Here is a 17396-nt window from a genome sequence, read left to right on the forward strand (position 1 = left end):
CCGCTGCAAAAACCTACAGCACGAAACGATGGTCCGGAAGCGCGGCGTTTCACCGCTAAACCGCTTTAAAAAGTCCATGCTGCAACGCGGCGAGGGTTAGCGCAGCGATCCCCCCGAAGCAAGTCAAACATTGGCCAAATTTACGTGCCGTCGCGGCAGATCACGCAAAACCGCACCGAACCGCTCCCGTTTGATTTCCTTCGTATTTTACTCCACTTTTTCTCCTGACACGAATACTGCCGCCGGCCTGTTAGGATGACGGGAATCAAATGGCGGTGAGGCTGCCAGCCAGGCCGGAATTCGGAACGCATGAAGGAAAAAATCTCGCTCGCGGCGGCCCGCCGCATCGCGCTTGCCGCACAGGGTTTCGCCGACGCCGGGCCGGGCATCACACCGGACCGCCGGCACCTCAAACGCGTGCTGGCGCGCACCGGCCTGTTCCAGATCGATTCCGTCGCCGCCGTGGTGCGCGCGCATTACATGCCGCTCTATTCGCGGCTCGGCCCCTACCCCGTTTCGCTGCTGGACGATGCGTCGGTCGGCCGCAAGCGGCTGCTGTTCGAATACTGGGCGCATGAGGCTTCGCTGTTGCCGGTGGAAACCTGGCCGCTGCTGCAATGGCGCATGGAACGGGCGCGTGCCAACGATCCCGCCGAAATCTACAAGGGGCTTGCGGAATGGGCCGACGGCAATCGCACCTTCATCGAGGACATTCACAATGAGGTGAAGACGCGCGGCCCGATCCCGGCGTCCGACATCGAGGGCCACAAGGGCAAGGGCGGCTGGTGGGGGTGGAGCGACGCCAAGGCGGCCTTCGAATGGCTGTTCTGGGCAGGGCTCATCACCACCCATTCGCGACGCGGCTTCGAGCGCTATTACGACCTGCCCGAGCGGGTGCTGCCGAAATCCGTCCTCGACCTGCCGGTGCCCTCGGCGCGCGACGCCCATCGCGAACTGCTCGCCATGTCCGCCCGTGCCCACGGCGTCGGCACCTATGCCTGCCTGCGCGACTATTTCCGTCTCGCGCCCGGGGAGACGAAGACGGCGCTGGACGAACTGGTCGAGGACGGCACACTCAAGCCCGTGCGCGTCGAAGGCTGGAACAGGCCGGCCTTCCTGCATAAGGATGCCAGGATGCCGCGTCGCATCGAGGCGCGCACGCTGCTCGCCCCCTTCGATCCGGTCGTCTTCGAACGCGCCCGCGCCGAGGCGCTGTTCGGCTTCCGCTACCGCATCGAGATCTATACGCCGGCCGAAAAGCGGCAATACGGCTACTACGTCCTGCCCTTCCTGCTCGGCGACCGCATCGTCGCCCGTGTCGACCTGCGCGCCGACCGTCCGGCAAGCGTGCTGCGTGTCCACGCCGCCTATGCGGAAGAGGCCGCGCCCGCCGACACCGCCGCGCATCTCTTCGAGGAATTGCAGCGCATGCAAGGCTGGCTCGGCCTCGAACAGCTGGAGATCATCCCGGCCGGCGATCTTGGCCCGGCATTGCTGGATCTGGCCGGCCAACCCGTCGCCAAAAGGGCCTGACTGTTGTCATCGGGCGCCTGAACCTGTACGCGCTGCGTTTGCCCGCCGGCACATTGTGCCGCCACCATTCCGATCCACATAGATCGCGATGCAGGACGACAGACCAGAGCAGCGCTGGCTTTCAGGATTTGCCTTGCCCGTTTCGGCCGGGCTGCATCTCGTCATCCTCGCACTGCTGATTTTCGGACTGCCGCACTCCCTCCTCAAACCGGAGAAAGACCAGACGGTCAGCGTCGATCTCGTCCCGCCGCCCGAGCAGCCCCCCAAGCCCAAGACGGAGCCTCCCGCACCGAGGCCGGATGCCGAAAAGCCACCTGAAAAGAAAGCCGAACCGCCGCCGCCGCCTCCCCCCGCAAAGGAAACGCCGGTATCTCCAAGCCCGGTCCCCAGCTTCAATCCCGTCGTCCAATACGGCGAAAAGGACAGCGGTCCCAAAAAATCACTCGAAGGAAGCAGCGCCGAGGAAGAAGCGAAGCCTTCGGATATGCAACAACCGCTGGACGAGCAGACCGAGGCCGAAAAGGAAGACACGGAGGCCGACGACTCAGAATCCGAGCTTGCACTGCCGGACGCGGCCGTGACCCCGACCGCCAGGCCGGCTGAGGCGGCGCGACCGAAAGAGACCGCCAAAAAGCCGGGCGCCCCGAAGCTCAGGCAAGCGAAAAAACTGTTCTCGCCGTCGGCGACCGGCAATGCATTGGCGACGACCGCGATAGGCGGTCTGCCACGCAGCGCGCGGGGAGCCACGCTGTGCGTGTCGGAACTGCGCGAGCAGTTACTGCGCAACGTCCCGCCTTACTTTGCCGACCTCCTGCCGTCCTCCCGGCTGGAATCCGGCAACGTGATCGACGTTCCGGGCGTGGCATTCCGCGCCAACGGCCAATGGCGGGACCTGAGCTACCGTTGCGAGGTCGACGCCGACGCGACGAAGGTGGTGTCCTTCGCCTTCCGCATCGGTGAACCGATCCCGCCCGGCGAATGGCAGCGGCGCGGCCTGCCCTCGCGATGAGAGCCGTCCGCGCCGATGAAGCCGACATTGACAGTCAGCTTGCCCACGGCCTAAATCCGCATCGGATGGTCTTCTTCCCCAACAGGAAGAAGCTAAGAGGGAATGCGGTGCGGGATCGCGAGGTTCCAAAGCCGCGGCTGTCCCCGCAACTGTGAGCGACGAGCCCGCGCCGAAAGCCACTGGAATTGTCCGGGAAGGCGGCAAGGGCGGCGACCCGCAAGCCAGGAGACCTGCCGTCCGAATGCAGAATCCGACCGTCCGGCGGGTGTCCCGGACAAGGAGCCCGATTTGGATCGCGACGGCATCTTCCCGGCTGAACCGGCGGCCCCTGTGTCCGAAAGCGAGCGTGACGTCCCAGTCGCGGGCGGAGTCACCATCCTCGTCTGCGCGACCTGCCGCGACGAAACCGGTTCCGACGCCCATCCGCGCGCCGGCAGTCTTCTGGCGCAGGATGCACGGCGTGCCGCAAGCAACGACGCCATAAGCGTGCGCACCGTCGAATGCCTCGGCAACTGCAAGCGCCGGCTGTCGGCCGCACTGCTGCGCGACGGCTGCTGGAGCTACGTCTTCGGCGACCTCGCGCCCGACAGCGGCGCCGATCTCGTCGCCGGCGCCCGGCTTTTCTCGACCTCCACGGACGGTCTGATCCCCTGGCGCGGCCGCCCCGATTCGCTCAAGCGCGGTCTCGTCGCGCGCATCCCTCCCCTTGCTTTCACGAAGGACGTCCCATGACCGCTTCCGCCGCCCGCGTTCCCTGCACTGTCGTCACCGGCTTCCTCGGCGCCGGCAAGACGACGCTGATCCGCCACCTGCTCGAAACGGCCAAGGGCAAGCGGCTGGCGCTAATTGTCAACGAGTTCGGCGATGTCGGCGTCGACGGCGAAATCCTGAAAGGCTGCGGCATCGACACCTGCCCGGAGGAAAACATCGTCGAACTGTCCAACGGCTGCATCTGCTGCACCGTCGCCGACGACTTCGTCCCGGCATTGGACCAGATTCTCGCGCGCACACCGAAGGTCGACCATATCCTCATCGAAACCTCCGGGCTGGCGCTGCCCAAGCCGCTGGTGCAGGCCTTCCAGTGGCCGAGCGTGAAGAGCCGCGTCACCGTCGACGGCGTCGTCGCCGTGGTCGACGGCCCGGCGCTCGCCGCCGGCCAGGTGGCCTCCGACATGGAGGCGCTGGCCGCCCAGCGCGCCGCCGACGACAGCCTCGACCACGACGACCCGGTGGAGGAAGTGTTCGAGGACCAGGTCGCCTGCGCCGATCTCATCATCCTGTCCAAGAGCGACCTGATGGACGGCACGGCATCCGCCAAGGCCAACGCCATCCTGGGCGACCATGTGAAGCCGGCGGTGAAAATCGTGCCGACCTCGCAAGGCAAGGTCGATCCGTCCGTGTTGCTCGGCCTTGCGCTGGCGGTCGAGGACGACATCGAGAACCGCAAGAGCCATCACGACGGGCTGGGCGACCACGAACACGACGACTTCGACACCTTCGTCGTCGAAATCCCGTCGATCACCGTCCCGGACGAACTGGCGAAGCGTGTCGCGGCGGCTGCCGAAGCCGAGAACGTGCTGCGCCTGAAGGGCTTCGTCGAAGTCACCGGCAAGCCGATGCGGCTTCTGGTGCAGGCCGTCGGCCCGCGCGTCAACCACTACTACGACCGCGCCTGGGCGCCCAGCGAGGACAGACGCTCGCGGCTGGTGGTCATCGGCCTCAAGGGCCTGAACCAGCCGGCCATCGAGAAGATACTGGTGGGGTGATGGCGGCAGCCCCCCTCTCCGTCTTGCTTCGCAAGCCACCTCTCCCCCGTTCCGGGGGCGGGGAACTTGACGCCTTTCCTCGCCCCCGCAGCGCGGGGGAGAGGTGTCGAGGCGAAGCCGAGACGGAGAGGGGCCGACGCCCTTCCGACAAAATGGTCAGGCGCTCATGCACATCCTGACCACCACCTCAGCCTCGCTCGACGATATCGCCGAACCGGTCGATCTGCGCCAGCAGCCGGCCGACATGGTGGCGCTGTCCTTCACGGACAGCGACCTTTCGGGGTTGGCGGCAGCATGGAAGCAGGACGCCAATGCCCTGCCCTCGATGCGGCTGGCGGCATTGCGCGACCTGCGCCATCCGATGTCGGTCGATCTCTGGCTGGACAGCGTGGCGGCGCACGCGAAAATCATCCTCGTGCGCATCCTCGGCGGCTACGACTGGTGGCGCTACGGCTGCGACCGGCTGGCCGCACTGGCGCGGGAGAAAGGCATCAGGCTCGCCCTGCTTCCCGGCGAGGACCGTGACGCCGACGCCCGCCTCGCCGAAGCTTCCACCTTGCCGGCCGACGAACTCGCCGGCCTCCTCGGCTATTTCCGGCAAGGCGGCCCCGACAACATGCGCGCACTGGTGCGCCGCATGGCGGCGCTCGCCGGACAGGATATCGAGACGAGTCCACCCGTGGAGGTGCCAAAGGCCGGATATTACGAGCCGGGCGTGGGAGTGGTTCCCCTCCCCCTTGAGGGGGTAAGAGCCCGGTTCGCCGAAGGCGAATTGAAAGCTCCAGCGGAGCTTTCAAAGGGCTCGAACGCCCGAGGCCATAGCCGAGGGCTGGATGTGCCGAGCGAAGCGAGGCGGGAGGGGTCGCCCGCCATAGAGCGAGGGCCATCGCCTGTCCCCCCCTCGATAGTTCATAGGCCCCCTTCCGCCGCCTTCGAAGGCAACTCCCCCTCGAAGGGGGAGGAAAGCCTTATCGTCCCCATCCTCTTTTACCGCTCGATGCTTCTAGCCGCCGACGCCGCCCCCATCGATGCGTTGACACAAGCCCTCCGCGACAAGAGCATGGCGCCGGTACCGATCTTCGTATCCAGCCTCAAGGACTCCGCCTCGCTAGCCTTTGTCGAAGCCGCACTCGCCGAACTCTGCCCCTCGGCGATCGTCACCGCTACGGCTTTCGCTTCCGGTGCAGAACCCGGCGCCGAAACACTGTTCAACCGCGCCGGCGTGCCGGTCTTCCAGGTCATCGTCGCCACAACCAAGCGCGAGGCTTGGCAGACCAACCAGCGCGGCCTCGCCCCCGCCGACCTCGCCATGCACGTCGTCCTGCCGGAACTGGACGGCCGCATCCTCGCCGGTGCGATTTCCTTCAAGGCCGAGGGCGAGGCCGACCCCGCACTCGGCTTCCGCGCCGTCGCCAACCGAGCCGAACCCGACCGCGTCGAACAGGTCGCCGGCCGCATCGCCGCCTTCCTGCGCCTGCAGCGCACGCCGCGCGAGGATCGCCGCGTCGCCGTCCTGATCCCGGACTATCCCAGTGCGCCCGGCCGCACCGGCTATGCCGTCGGGTTGGACGTGCCCGCTTCCGTGCTCGCCATGCTGCACGACCTGAAGGAGGCCGGCTATGCCGTTGAAGGGATTCCGAATTCGCCGCGCGCATTCCTGGAGATGTTGGAGCGGGGCGAGGAGGGCATGGATATTGCCGACTATGCCGCCCATTTCAGTGATTTGCCTGCCGCCGCACGCGAATCCGTCGAGCAGGCCTGGGGTAATATCGACGCTTTGAGCGGCCCCTCATCCGCTGCCGGACCTTCTCCCCGTCGGGAACGGGGAGAAGGAGGAAACTCCAATGCCGGCGCCCCCCTCTCCCCGTCCTTACGGGGAGAGGGTAAGGGTGAGGGGCAATCGCACTTCCCCTTCCGCGCCTTCTCCTTCGGCAATGTCACTGTAGCCCTTGCCCCCGACCGTGGCCGCTCCGAGGACCGCCGTGCCGACTACCATGACCCGACGCTCCCTCCCCGTCACGAACTGGTCGCCTTCGGCCTGTGGCTCCGGAAAAAGCTCGCCGTTCACGCCATCGTCCATGTCGGCGCCCACGGCACACTGGAATGGCTGCCCGGCAAGACCGTAGCACTCGGCCAAAGCTGTTTTCCGGAAATCGTCACCGGGTCCCTGCCGGTCATCTATCCCTTCATCGTCTCCAATCCGGGCGAGGCCGCACAGGCCAAGCGCCGCATCAGTGCCGTCACCCTCGGCCACCTGCCGCCGCCATTGGCGAGCGCTGGCTTGGACGAGAACCAGCAGAAACTGGAGCGGCTGGTCGACGAATATGCACAGGCCGACGGCCTCGACCGCCGCCGCCGCGACCGGCTGGCGAAACTGATTGTCGAGACGGCGCAGGCCACCGGCCTGTCCGCCGAGGCCGGCGTGGCGAGAACAGACGCGCCCGACGAAGCCTTGCGCCGCATCGACGCCTGGCTGTGCGACCTGAAGGATTTCGCCATCAAGGACGGGCTGCACGTCTACGGCCGCGCGACCGAGGGCGAATCCGACCCCCTGCGCCTCGCCAGCGCCGCCGCCGAAAAGCAGAACCTGCTCGCCGCGCTCGACGGCCGCCACATTCCCGCTGGACCGTCCGGCGCGCCCGCGCGCGGCCGCAGCGACGTGCTGCCCACCGGTCGTAACCTCTTCACCGCCGATCCGCGCACCATGCCGACGCCCACCGCCTTCGATCTCGGCAAGGCGGCGGCCGACGAGATCGTCACCTCGTACCTGCAATCCCACGGCGACTGGCCGCGCGCGCTGGTCATCGACCTGTGGGGTTCGGCTTCGCTGCGCACCGGCGGCGAGGAAATCGCGCAGGGGCTGGCGCTGATGGGTTGCCGGCCGCAGTGGAATGCCGCCACCGGCCGCGTCACCGGCATCGAGGTGCTGCCGCCGGCTTCGCTCGGCCGCCCGCGCATCGACGTCACCTGGCGTATTTCCGGCCTGTTCCGCGACATGTTCCCGACCCAGATCGCGCTGATCGACGCCGCCGCCCGCGCCGTCGCCGAACGCGACGAGGACGATTCAGAAAACCCGTTGGCCGCTGCGCGCCGCGCCACCGGCAAGGTCGAGCCGCGCATCTTCGGCTCTTCGCCCGGCACCTACGGCGCCGGGCTGGAAAGCCTGCTCGCAGGCGGGGCCTGGGAGCAGCGAGAGGACCTCGGCCGCGCCTATCTCGATGCCGCCTCGCACGCCTATGGCGGCGCCGAGGGCGATGGAACTGCCGCGCCCGACGCCTTCGCCGGCCGCATCGCCGAGGCGGACCTGCTCGTCCACAGCGGCGACGATCCCGGCCGCGACATCCTCGAAGGTTCGGCCGACGTCGCCTTCATCGGCGGTTTTTCCGCTGCGGTCGCCGCGCTTGGCGGCAAGGCCGATGTCATCGTGCTCGACACCACCCACCCGCTAAAGCCGAAGCCGCGCTCGGTGGCCGAAGCGGTCGGCCGGGTGGTGCGGGCACGCGCCGTCAACAAGCGCTTCATCGACGGCCAGATGCGGCACGGCCCGCGCGGCGCCGCCGAATTCGCCGAGACGGTGGACCGGCTGGTCGGCTTTGCCGAGACGACCCACGCCATTCCGGGTGCTCTGATCGAGGCCGTGCACGACGCCTATATCGGCGACGAACAGGTCCGTGATTTCCTGCTCAGGGAAAACCCGGCGGCCGCCAAGGTCATCGCCGAACGTTTTCTCTCCGCGCGCCGGCGCGGCCTGTGGCACCCGCTGCGCAATTCCATCGACGACGATCTTGCGACGCTGATCGCCGAGGCTGAAACCGCGCAGTCGGCGGAATCACCCCCACCCCTAACCCCTCCCCTCAAGGGGGAGGGGGACTTGGCAGGCGGCAGCTTCCCCTCCCCCTTACGGGGGTCCGAAGGACGGGCGAGACCCGTGGCTCGCCCCGGCAAGGTTAGGGGTGGGGGTCCTCAAGAAGAGTCTTCTTCCGCAGTCTCGACTGCCAACTCCTCCGAGGCTGCCGAATGACCGGCCTTGCGCAAAGGCGCGGCGCCTGCCCTGCCCTGTCAGCACCCATGCAGACGGGCGACGGCCTGCTGGTGCGCCTCAATCCGGTCGCAGTTGGTCTTCCCACCGCTGCTTTGATCGGGCTTTGCGAATCCGCTGCCCGCCACGGCAACGGCATCATGGAAATTACCCAGCGCGGCTCGATCCAGATTCGCGGGTTGACGCCGGAAAGCGCCCTTCTTCTTACCGAAGACGTGAACGCGCTGGGCATTTCCGTGCGCACCGGCGTGCCGGTCGAGACCAGCCCACTGGCCGGCATCGATCCTGACGAAATTGCCGATCCGCGCCCACTGGCGGAGGCGATCCGTACTGCCGTGGAAAGCGCCGGCCTGTCACGCCGGCTCGGCCCCAAGGTTTCCTTGGTCGTCGATGGCGGCGGCCGCGTCGGGATGGGCGCGCTTCTGGCCGACGTGCGGCTGACGGCCGTTCGGCGTGAGCAGGAAACATATTGGCATCTGGCCGTCGGCGGCACCGCCGATACAGCAAGGCCGGTCGGCCTGTTTGCCAAGGCGGATGCCGTCGCAACGACCCTCGAAACGCTCAAGGCCATTGCGGCCCTTGGGCGCGAGGGGCGTGGAAGGAATATCGTCGCCGGGTATACCCCCACCCCTAACCCCTCCCCGCAAGGGGGAGGAGAATCCCACGACAGCCAAGCTGCCCCGGATGGCCGAAACGATGGCGCGGACCTGTCCCCCTCCTCCTTGTTGGGAGGGGTGGCGCGACTGCCACCGCTCGACTCCGCCTCTCCCCTGGGCACCTTCCCCCTCGCCAATGCCACCCACGCCCTCGGCATTGCCCTGCCCTTCGGCTCGATGCCTGCGGAAACGCTTGCCGCACTGGCACGAGCCGCCGCCGATCTCGGCGCGACCGAAATTCGCGCCGCACCCGGCCGCACGCTGCTCCTGCTCGGCCCCGCCGCCGAATCCGCCGCAACCCTTCAAGCCAAGGCCGCCGCGCTCGGCTTCGTCACCGACGCCGCCGATCCGCGCCTCTTCATCGCCGCCTGTCCCGGTGCTCCGGCCTGCACTTCGGCGCACATGGGGACGCGTCCGCTGGCCGAACAGATCGCGCAGCAGGACGCTGACCTGCTCGACGGCTCCTTCACGCTGCATGTCTCCGGCTGCGCCAAGGGCTGCGCCCATCCCGGCACAGCGGCCCTGACGCTCGTCGGCGGCGAGAACGGCGCCGGACTTGTCGTCAACGGAACGGCGAAAACCCTTCCGGCCGGCTACGCCTCACGCTATGACGCCGCGCGCGGCATCGGCCGGGTGGCAGCGCTGGTCGAAACCGAGCGTCGCCCGGACGAGACCGCCGCCGCCTGCCTCGCCCGTCTCGGCGCGGTGGCAATCGCAACCGCCTTCGCTGAAGGATGACATGACCGCCTACGACTATATCCGCGACGGCAACGCGATCTACGAACGCTCCTTCGCCATCATCCGCGCCGAGGCCGACCTGTCGCGCTTCTCCGAAACCGAAGCCGACGTCGCCATCCGCATGATCCATGCCTGCGGCCAGGTCGAGGCGGCGAAGAATTTTGCTTTTTCAGCCGATTTCGTCGCCGCCGCGCGCACCGCGCTGGCCGCCGGCGCGCCGATCTTCTGCGACGCGGAGATGGTGGCGCACGGCGTCACCCGCGCGCGCCTGCCGGCCGGCAACGAGGTGATCTGCACGCTGCGCGACCCGCGCACCGCCGAAATCGCCAAGGCGATCGGCAACACCCGCTCCGCCGCAGCGATCGACCTGTGGGGCGAGCGCATGAAGGGCGCGGTCGTCGCCATCGGCAACGCGCCGACCGCCTTGTTCTACCTCCTGGAAAAACTGCGCGACGGCGCCCCCAAGCCGGCGGCGATAGTCGGCATGCCGGTCGGCTTCGTCGGCGCCGCCGAATCCAAGGACGCGCTGGCCGAGAATTCCTACGGCGTGCCTTGGGCAATCGTGCGCGGCCGCCTCGGCGGCTCGGCCATGACTGCCGCCGCCCTCAATTCACTGGCGAGGCCGGGGCTGTGAGCGCGCTGCCTGCATCCGGTCGTCTGATCGGCGTCGGCACCGGCCCCGGCGATCCCGAATTGCTGACACTGAAGGCGGTGCGCGCGCTCGGCGACGCCGACGTCGTCGCCCATTTCGCCAAGCGCAACGCCAACGGCAACGCCCGCGCCATCGTCGCCGCCCACATGAAGCCCGGCGTGACGGAACTGCCGCTGCATTATCCGGTCACCACCGAGATCGCCAAGGACCACGCCGACTACAAGGCGCAGATCCTCGCCTTCTACGAGGAGTCGGCCGCAAAGGTCGCGGCGGATCTGGAAGCCGGCCGCACGGTGGCAGTGCTCTCCGAAGGCGACCCGCTGTTTTACGGTTCCTACATGCACCTGCATGTGCGCCTTGCACACCGCTTCCCGACCGAAGTGATCCCCGGCGTCACAGCCATGTCGGGCTGCTGGTCGACGACGGGCCAGCCGATCGTGCAGGGCGACGATGTGCTCACCGTCCTGCCCGGCACCATGCCGGAAGCCGAGCTGGCACGCCGGCTTGAAGACACCGACGCCGCCGTCATCATGAAGGTCGGCCGCAACCTGCCGAAAATCCGGCGTGCGCTGGCCGCGACCGGCAAGCTCGAGCGCGCCGTCTATGTCGAGCGCGGCACCATGGCGAACGGCGCCTCCACACGGCTTGCCGACAAGGCCGACGACAACGCGCCCTATTTCTCCATCGTGCTGGTCGCCGGTTGGCTCGACCGGCCCGGCTCCGCGTCGGCCTCGGGAGCGGTGCTGTGAGCGGCCGGCTCACCGTCATCGGCCTCGGCCCCGGCAGCGCCGAGCAGATCACGCCGGAAGCGAGCCGCGCCGTCGCCGAGGCCACGTTCTTCTACGGCTACAAGCCCTATGTCGACCGGCTCGATCTCGGCACCCACCAGACCCGCATAGCCTCCGACAACCGCGAGGAACTGGCCCGCGCCAAGGAAGCGCTGGAAAAGGCCGCCGAGGGTCACAGCGTCGCCGTCGTCTCCGGCGGCGATCCGGGGGTCTTCGCCATGGCGGCCGCCGTCTGCGAGGCGATCGAGGCCGGGCCGGCCGAATGGCGCTCCATCGAACTCGGCATCGTGCCCGGTGTCACCGCCATGCTGGCGGTCGCCGCCCGCGCCGGCGCGCCGCTCGGCCACGATTTCTGCGCCATCTCGCTGTCGGACAATCTCAAGCCCTGGGATCTGATCGAGCTTCGCCTGCTGGCCGCCGCCGGCGCCGGCTTCGTCATCGCCCTCTATAACCCGATCTCAAAGGCGCGCCCCTGGCAACTCGGCCGCGCCTTCGAATGCCTGGCCGCCGTGTTGCCCGGCACCACTCCGGTGATCTTCGGCCGCGCCGCCGGGCGCCCGGACGAGCGCATCGAGGTACTGCCGCTGGCGCTTGCCGATCCCGGCAAGGCCGACATGGCCACCTGCGTCATCATCGGCTCGCCCGAAACCCGCATCATCAAGCGCGACGGCCGCTCGACGCTGGTCTACACGCCGCGTTCCGCCACGGGTCCGAGCATATGAGTAGCCATGGAAACCAGATCATGGACCGTCGGCGCCGAAGGCACGTCGGGCAAGCGCGGCCGTCGTACCATGACGACCTCGACACCGAGCGCCCGCGCCGCGGCGATCTTGCCGTATGTGGCTGCCCCGCCGCTGTTCTTCGACACCAGAGCATCGATGCCGTGGCGCTCCAGCAGCGCCAGTTCGTCCATCGTCTCGAACGGCCCGCGCGCCAAGATGTATTGGGCATCCGGCACAGCGAGCGGCGGGGCGACCGGATCAACGGAGCGGATCAGATAGTGATGCTGCGGCGCCGCTTCGAAAGCGTTGACCTCCTGCCGACCGAGCGCGAGGAAGACATGCCGGGGCGCCTGGCCCAGCGCCGCCACCGCCGCCGGCACGTCGTTGACCTCGCTCCAGCGATCGCCCTCGACACGCTCCCAGCCGGGCCGGCGCAGCGCCACTATGGTCACGCCCGTCTCGCCGGCCGCACGCTCGGCGTTGGTGGATATTTGCGCAGCATAGGGATGCGTGGCGTCGACCAGCAGGCCGATGGCGTTTTCTTTCAAGTAAGCCGCCAGCCCTTCGGCCCCGCCGAATCCTCCGACCCGCACCGGCACGCCCTGCCCGACGGGATTTTCGGTGCGCCCGGCCAGAGAAAGCACCACCGCGCAATCGCCGCGCGCGGCGAGCGCTGCCGCGATCTGCCGCGCGTCGGCCGTGCCGCCGAGGATGAGGATTTTGTGGGTCATTTGTCGCCACCATTTTGCGCTGAAAGAGCCCCTCACCCTTACCCTCTCCCCGTAAGGACGGGGAGAGGGGATCACCAGCGTCGCCGCTTGTCTCTTCTCCCCGTAACTCACGGGGAGAAGATGCCGGCAGGCAGATGAGGGGCAGCGCCAATGTCCCCAAATATCCAGCCCAATATCCAGTGGCTCACCATCGTCGGCATCGGCGAGGACGGTGTAGCGGGTCTTGGCGAGAACGCCAAGCAGGCGATTGCCTCGGCCGAATTCGTCTTCGGGGGCGCCCGCCATCTTGCGCTCGCGGCTGGCCTCGTCACCGGCGAGGCGCGGCCTTGGCCGGTTCCCTTCGACAGCACGATGCGCGCCGTGGTGGCCCTGCGCGGCAAAAAGGTCTGCGCGCTTGCCTCAGGCGATCCTTTTCTCCACGGCGTCGGCGTCACGCTGGCAAGGCTGGTGCCGGCGACCGAAATGCGGACCATCCCGGCGCCGTCTTCTTTCTCGCTCGCCGCCTCCCGCCTCGGCTGGGCCTTGCAGGACATTGAAACGGTTTCGCTGCACGGCCGCCCCATTGATCTGATCCGCCCTCTGCTGCACGCGAAGGCGCGCATTCTGGCGCTGACCTCCGACGGCGAGGCACCGGCGGAAATCGCCGCCCTTCTCTCTACGCTCGGCTTCGGCCCCTCGCGGCTCACCGTGCTGGAGGCGCTGGGCGGACCGGACGAGCGCATCCGCACCGCCGACGCCGATGCGTTCGACCTCGAAAATATCAATCCGCTCAACGTCCTGGCCATCGAAGTTGAATCCAGCCCGCAGGCCCGCATCATTCCGCTGACAACCGGCCGCACCGACGACCTGTTCGAGCACGACGGCCAGATCACCAAGCGCGAGGTGCGCGCCGTCACCCTTTCGGCGCTGGCGCCCCGGCAGGGCGAGCTCTTGTGGGACATTGGCGCCGGCTCCGGCTCCATCGCCATCGAATGGCTGCTGGCGCATCCCTCGCTCAAAGCCATCGCCATCGAGGCCGATCCGGAGCGCGCCGCCCGTATCCGCCGCAACGCTTTCGCCTTCGGCGTGCCCCACCTCCAGGTGGCCGAGGGGAAGGCGCCGGAAACCCTTACCGGCCTGCCGGCACCGTCCGTCGTCTTCATCGGCGGCGGCGGCACAGACGAAGGCGTACTCGACGCGACGGTCGCCGCCCTGCCCTCGCACGGCCGGCTGGTCGCCAACGCCGTGACGCTCGAAATGGAAGCGCTGCTCATCGCGACCCAGGCGAGGCTCGGCGGCGATCTGACGCGCATCGCCGTCTCGCGTGCGGGCGCCGTCGGCTCGATGCAGGCATGGCGCCCGGCCCTGCCGGTTACGCAATGGAGTTGGACGAAACCATGATGGTCGCGGGCATAGGCTGCCGCAAGGGCGTCGATCAGGGACAGGTTCTGGCTGCCGTGGAAGCGGCGCTCGCCACCCACGGCCTGTCCGCAGCGGCCCTGTCCGCGCTGGCGACGGCACATTTCAAGCATGCCGAGGATGCAATCGCCGCCACCGGAAAGACGTTGAAACTGCCTCTGCTTCTGGTCGACGACGCCGCCCTGCGCGCCGTTTCGCTGCGCGCGCTGACCCGCTCCGTGCCGTCGTTGCAGGCGACCGGCACGCCCTCCATCTCCGAAACGGCGGCGCTTGCCGCCGCCGGACAGCACGCGACACTGCTCGGCCCGCGCATCGCCGTCGGCCCCGTCACCTGCGCCATCGCCGTTGCGGGAGACGTCGCATGACCGTGCATTTCATCGGCGCCGGACCGGGCGCGGCAGACCTCATCACGCTGCGCGGCGCGCGGCTGCTTTCCGAATGCCCCGTGTGCCTCTATGCGGGCTCCATCGTCGCACCGGATCTGTTGTCCCATTGCGGGCCGACTACCCGGCTGGTCGACACCGCGCCGCTGTCGCTGGACGAGATCGAGGCCGAATACGTCGCCGCCCACGCTGCCGGACAGGACGTGGCGCGGCTGCATTCGGGCGACCTTTCGGTGTGGAGCGCCGTGGCGGAACAGATCCGCAGGCTGGAGAAGCACGGCATCCCCTACACGCTCACCCCCGGCGTGCCTTCCTTCGCCGCCGCCGCTGCGGCACTGCGGCGCGAACTGACCATCCCCGAACTGGCGCAAAGCCTCGTTCTCACGCGCGTTTCCGGCCGCGCCTCGAAGATGCCTCCGGGCGAGACCCTCGCCAATTTCGGCCGCACCGGCGCGACGCTCGCCGTCCACCTCGCCATCCATGCGCTGGAGCAGGTGGTGGAGGAGTTGACGCCGCATTACGGCGCCGACTGCCCTGTCGCGATCGTCTTCCGCGCCTCGTGGCCTGAGGAACGCATCATCCGCGGAACGCTGGCGACGATCGCCGAACAATTCGCCGACGAGCCGATTGAGCGCAGCGCCATCATCTTCGTCGGCCGCTCGTTGGCGGCGGAAGAGTTCACCGAAAGCTCGCTCTACGACGCCACTTACCAGCGCCGCTTCAGGGGGCGGGCATGACCCTTTCCGACACCGCCGCCAAACTCGTCGCCCACAAGCCGCGCCTCGAAGCCGGCCATGTCTGGCTGGCGGGCGCCGGGCCGGGTGATCCCGGCCTGCTGACGCTGGAGGTGCTGGCGGCGCTCGCGCAAGCCGACGCGCTGGTGCATGACGCGCTGGTCTCGGACGAAATCGTCGCCGTCGCCGAACAGGCGGAAAAATTCTTCGTCGGCAAGCGCGGCGGCCGCCTGTCGATCCCGCAGGCCGACATCAACGGCTTGCTGGTCAGGCTGGCCAAGGAAGGCCGCAAGGTGGTCCGGCTGAAAGGCGGCCACCCGACCGTCTTCGCGCGCGGCGGCGAGGAGGCGGCCGCACTGGTCGAGCACGGCATTCCCTATCGCATCCTGCCCGGCGTCACATCGGCCTTCGGCGGACTGGCTTCCGCCGGCATTCCGGTGACGATGCGCGGCGTCAACGGCGCGGTGATCCTCGCCACCGGCTTCGCCGCCGTCTCCGACGACCGGCCGGATTGGGCAGCACTTGCCCGCACCCGCCACCCGATCGTCATCTATATGGGCCTGACCCATCTGGCCGAGACGGTGGCCGATTTGCGCGCTGGCGGCCTGCTGGACGACACACCCTGCGCGCTGATCGAAAACGCCACGCTGCCGCAGCAACGCACTGTCGTCGCCACGCTGGGCACCTTGACGGAAACCGCGGCGCGCGAAAACGTCGTCTCGCCGTCGCTCATCGTCGTCGGCGGCATCGTCGCGCTCCGCGACCGGATCCGGAGCCCCCAATGACCGCCCGCGCGATCCTGATCGGCGCGCCGCGCTCCGGCTCCGGCAAGACCAGCGTCACCATCGGCCTGCTCAGGGCGCTCGCCCGACGCGGCGTGCGCGTGCGCGGCGCCAAGTCCGGGCCGGACTACATCGATCCCGGCTTCCATGAGGCGGCGACCGGCCTGCCCGGCGTCAACCTCGATTCCTGGGCGATGGCCCCTTCCCTGCTCAACGCGCTGGCCAAAGACGCCTCCGCCGACGCCGAGGTCATCGTCGCCGAAAGCGCCATGGGCCTGTTCGACGGCATTCCGGCCGATGCCGGTCGCACCGGTTCCGGCGCCGATCTCGCCCGGCTTTACGGCATTCCGTCCCTTTTGGTGCTCGACGTCTCCGGCCAGTCGACCACGGCCGCCGCCGTCGCCAAGGGTTTCGCCACCTACGATCCGGCGGTGCGTATCGCCGGTGTCGTGCTGAACCGGTTGGGCAGCGAACGCCACCGGCGCCTGTGCGCCGAGGCGGTCGAAGCGCTCGGCCTGCCGGTGGTCGGCGCCATCCAGCGCGATCCCGACATCACCATGCCCGAACGGCATCTCGGCCTCGTGCAGGCCTCCGAACATACGGGCCTGCATGCCTTCATAGACAAGATGGCCGACATGGTGGAGAAATCGATCGACCTTGACGCGGTGATGCGGCTCGCCGAACCGCTCGCGCCGCAGGCGGGCAGCTTTGCCGCTGCCCTGCCGCCACCCGGCCAGCGCATCGCGTTGGCTGAGGACACCGCCTTCACCTTCGTCTATCCGCACGTCGCCAGTCGCTGGCGTGCGGCTGGCGCCGAGATCATGCCCTTCTCCCCGCTCGCCGACGAGGCGCCGCCGGCCGATTGCGACACCTGCTGGCTGCCGGGCGGCTATCCGGAACTGCATGCCGGCAGGCTCGCCGCCGCCGAAAATTTTCGCGACGGCATGGCGGCCTTCGCGCGCGAAAAGCCGGTCCATGGCGAGTGCGGCGGCTTCATGGTTCTCGGCGAGGCACTGGAAGATGCCGACGGAACCACGCACCGCATGCTCGGCCTGCTCGGCCATTCCACCTCCTTCGCCAGGCGCAAGATGAACCTCGGCTACCGGCAGGCGCACCTTTTGGCGGATTGCCCGCTGGGACCGGCCGGCACACGCGTGCGCGGCCACGAATTCCACTACGCCCGCATCACCGAGCCCGGCAACGACGCGCCGCTGGCCGACATGGCCGATGGCGAAGGCCGCCCACTCGGCCCCGCCGGCGCTCGGCGCGGTCACGTCAGCGGCACCTTCTTCCATGCGATCGCGCGGGATGAAGTGGAATGAGCGGCAATCGATATACGATTTGCGTGCACCGATGGGCGTCGCCCCTCATCGGGCTGCCGCCACCTTCTCCCCGTTCACGGGGAGAAGGGTCCCAGCATCGCCGTCCTAGTCAACTGCCAACATCTCTGGTTAGAAGCCGACAT

The 17396-nt window shown here is 68.3% G+C and carries 15 protein-coding genes and 1 riboswitch; of the genes, 14 read left to right on the top strand and 1 reads right to left on the bottom strand.

Annotated elements, in window-relative coordinates; translation table 11 throughout:
• The first annotated feature begins 309 nt into the window (after nt 1-309).
• The 9 genes from FGU64_RS05665 to FGU64_RS05705 all read left to right on the top strand — a co-directional run bounded on the left by FGU64_RS05665 (nt 310) and on the right by FGU64_RS05705 (nt 11903).
• Entirely contained in the window at nt 310-1533 is a 1224-nt protein-coding gene (locus tag FGU64_RS05665; protein WP_139951230.1) for a crosslink repair DNA glycosylase YcaQ family protein, read from the top strand.
• An 88-nt stretch (nt 1534-1621) separates the two neighbouring features.
• The gene (locus FGU64_RS05670; protein ID WP_139951231.1) at nt 1622-2542 is read left to right on the top strand and encodes a DUF930 domain-containing protein; all 921 of its coding nucleotides are present in this window, start codon (nt 1622-1624) and stop codon (nt 2540-2542) included.
• Between the two features lie 49 nt (nt 2543-2591).
• A riboswitch (cobalamin riboswitch) is annotated at nt 2592-2795 on the top strand.
• A gap of 77 nt (nt 2796-2872) precedes the next feature.
• On the top strand, nt 2873-3274 hold the full coding sequence (locus tag FGU64_RS05675; protein ID WP_246671324.1) for a DUF1636 family protein: 402 nt from the start codon (nt 2873-2875) through the stop codon (nt 3272-3274).
• A complete protein-coding gene (cobW, locus tag FGU64_RS05680) occupies nt 3271-4308 on the top strand; it encodes a cobalamin biosynthesis protein CobW (protein WP_139951232.1) in 1038 nt (345 codons plus the stop codon). The genes FGU64_RS05675 and cobW overlap by 4 nt, the downstream gene beginning before the upstream one ends.
• Before the next feature lie 166 nt (nt 4309-4474).
• Nucleotides 4475-8329 (top strand): cobaltochelatase subunit CobN, encoded by a 3855-nt coding sequence (cobN, locus tag FGU64_RS05685; RefSeq protein WP_246671249.1) that lies wholly within the window; start codon nt 4475-4477, stop codon nt 8327-8329.
• Nucleotides 8326-9741, top strand: a complete 1416-nt coding sequence (gene cobG, locus FGU64_RS05690; protein WP_139951233.1) for a precorrin-3B synthase — start codon at nt 8326-8328, stop codon at nt 9739-9741. The genes cobN and cobG overlap by 4 nt, the downstream gene beginning before the upstream one ends.
• Before the next feature lies 1 nt (nt 9742).
• Nucleotides 9743-10375, top strand: coding sequence for a precorrin-8X methylmutase (locus FGU64_RS05695; protein ID WP_139951234.1), 633 nt, complete (start codon nt 9743-9745; stop codon nt 10373-10375).
• The gene (locus FGU64_RS05700) at nt 10372-11142 is read left to right on the top strand and encodes a precorrin-2 C(20)-methyltransferase (RefSeq protein ID WP_139951235.1); all 771 of its coding nucleotides are present in this window, start codon (nt 10372-10374) and stop codon (nt 11140-11142) included. The genes FGU64_RS05695 and FGU64_RS05700 overlap by 4 nt, the downstream gene beginning before the upstream one ends.
• Nucleotides 11139-11903 (top strand): precorrin-3B C(17)-methyltransferase, encoded by a 765-nt coding sequence (locus FGU64_RS05705; RefSeq protein ID WP_139951236.1) that lies wholly within the window; start codon nt 11139-11141, stop codon nt 11901-11903. The genes FGU64_RS05700 and FGU64_RS05705 overlap by 4 nt, the downstream gene beginning before the upstream one ends.
• Here the strand turns inward: FGU64_RS05705 and FGU64_RS05710 are convergent.
• Entirely contained in the window at nt 11867-12634 is a 768-nt protein-coding gene (locus tag FGU64_RS05710; RefSeq protein ID WP_139951237.1) for a cobalt-precorrin-6A reductase, read from the bottom strand. The genes FGU64_RS05705 and FGU64_RS05710 overlap by 37 nt on opposite strands.
• A 150-nt stretch (nt 12635-12784) precedes the next feature.
• Between FGU64_RS05710 and cbiE the strand changes: the two genes are divergently transcribed.
• From cbiE to FGU64_RS05735, 5 genes are read left to right on the top strand one after another with little or no spacing between them, the layout of a single operon-like run.
• The gene (gene cbiE, locus FGU64_RS05715) at nt 12785-14014 is read left to right on the top strand and encodes a precorrin-6y C5,15-methyltransferase (decarboxylating) subunit CbiE (RefSeq protein ID WP_139951238.1); all 1230 of its coding nucleotides are present in this window, start codon (nt 12785-12787) and stop codon (nt 14012-14014) included.
• Nucleotides 14011-14397 (top strand): cobalamin biosynthesis protein, encoded by a 387-nt coding sequence (locus tag FGU64_RS05720; protein ID WP_136353951.1) that lies wholly within the window; start codon nt 14011-14013, stop codon nt 14395-14397. The genes cbiE and FGU64_RS05720 overlap by 4 nt, the downstream gene beginning before the upstream one ends.
• Nucleotides 14394-15152 carry a precorrin-4 C(11)-methyltransferase gene (gene cobM / locus FGU64_RS05725; RefSeq protein ID WP_139951239.1) on the top strand — a complete coding sequence of 253 codons (759 nt, stop codon included), beginning with the start codon at nt 14394-14396 and terminating at the stop codon, nt 15150-15152. Before FGU64_RS05720 ends, cobM begins: the two co-directional genes overlap by 4 nt.
• A complete protein-coding gene (gene cobA, locus FGU64_RS05730) occupies nt 15149-15934 on the top strand; it encodes a uroporphyrinogen-III C-methyltransferase (RefSeq protein ID WP_139951240.1) in 786 nt (261 codons plus the stop codon). Before cobM ends, cobA begins: the two co-directional genes overlap by 4 nt.
• Nucleotides 15931-17253 carry a cobyrinate a,c-diamide synthase gene (locus FGU64_RS05735; RefSeq protein ID WP_139951241.1) on the top strand — a complete coding sequence of 441 codons (1323 nt, stop codon included), beginning with the start codon at nt 15931-15933 and terminating at the stop codon, nt 17251-17253. Before cobA ends, FGU64_RS05735 begins: the two co-directional genes overlap by 4 nt.
• The last annotated feature ends 143 nt before the right edge of the window (nt 17254-17396 follow it).

The sequence above is a fragment of the Mesorhizobium sp. 8 genome (assembly GCF_006351905.1).
GTDB lineage: Bacteria > Pseudomonadota > Alphaproteobacteria > Rhizobiales > Rhizobiaceae > Mesorhizobium > Mesorhizobium composti.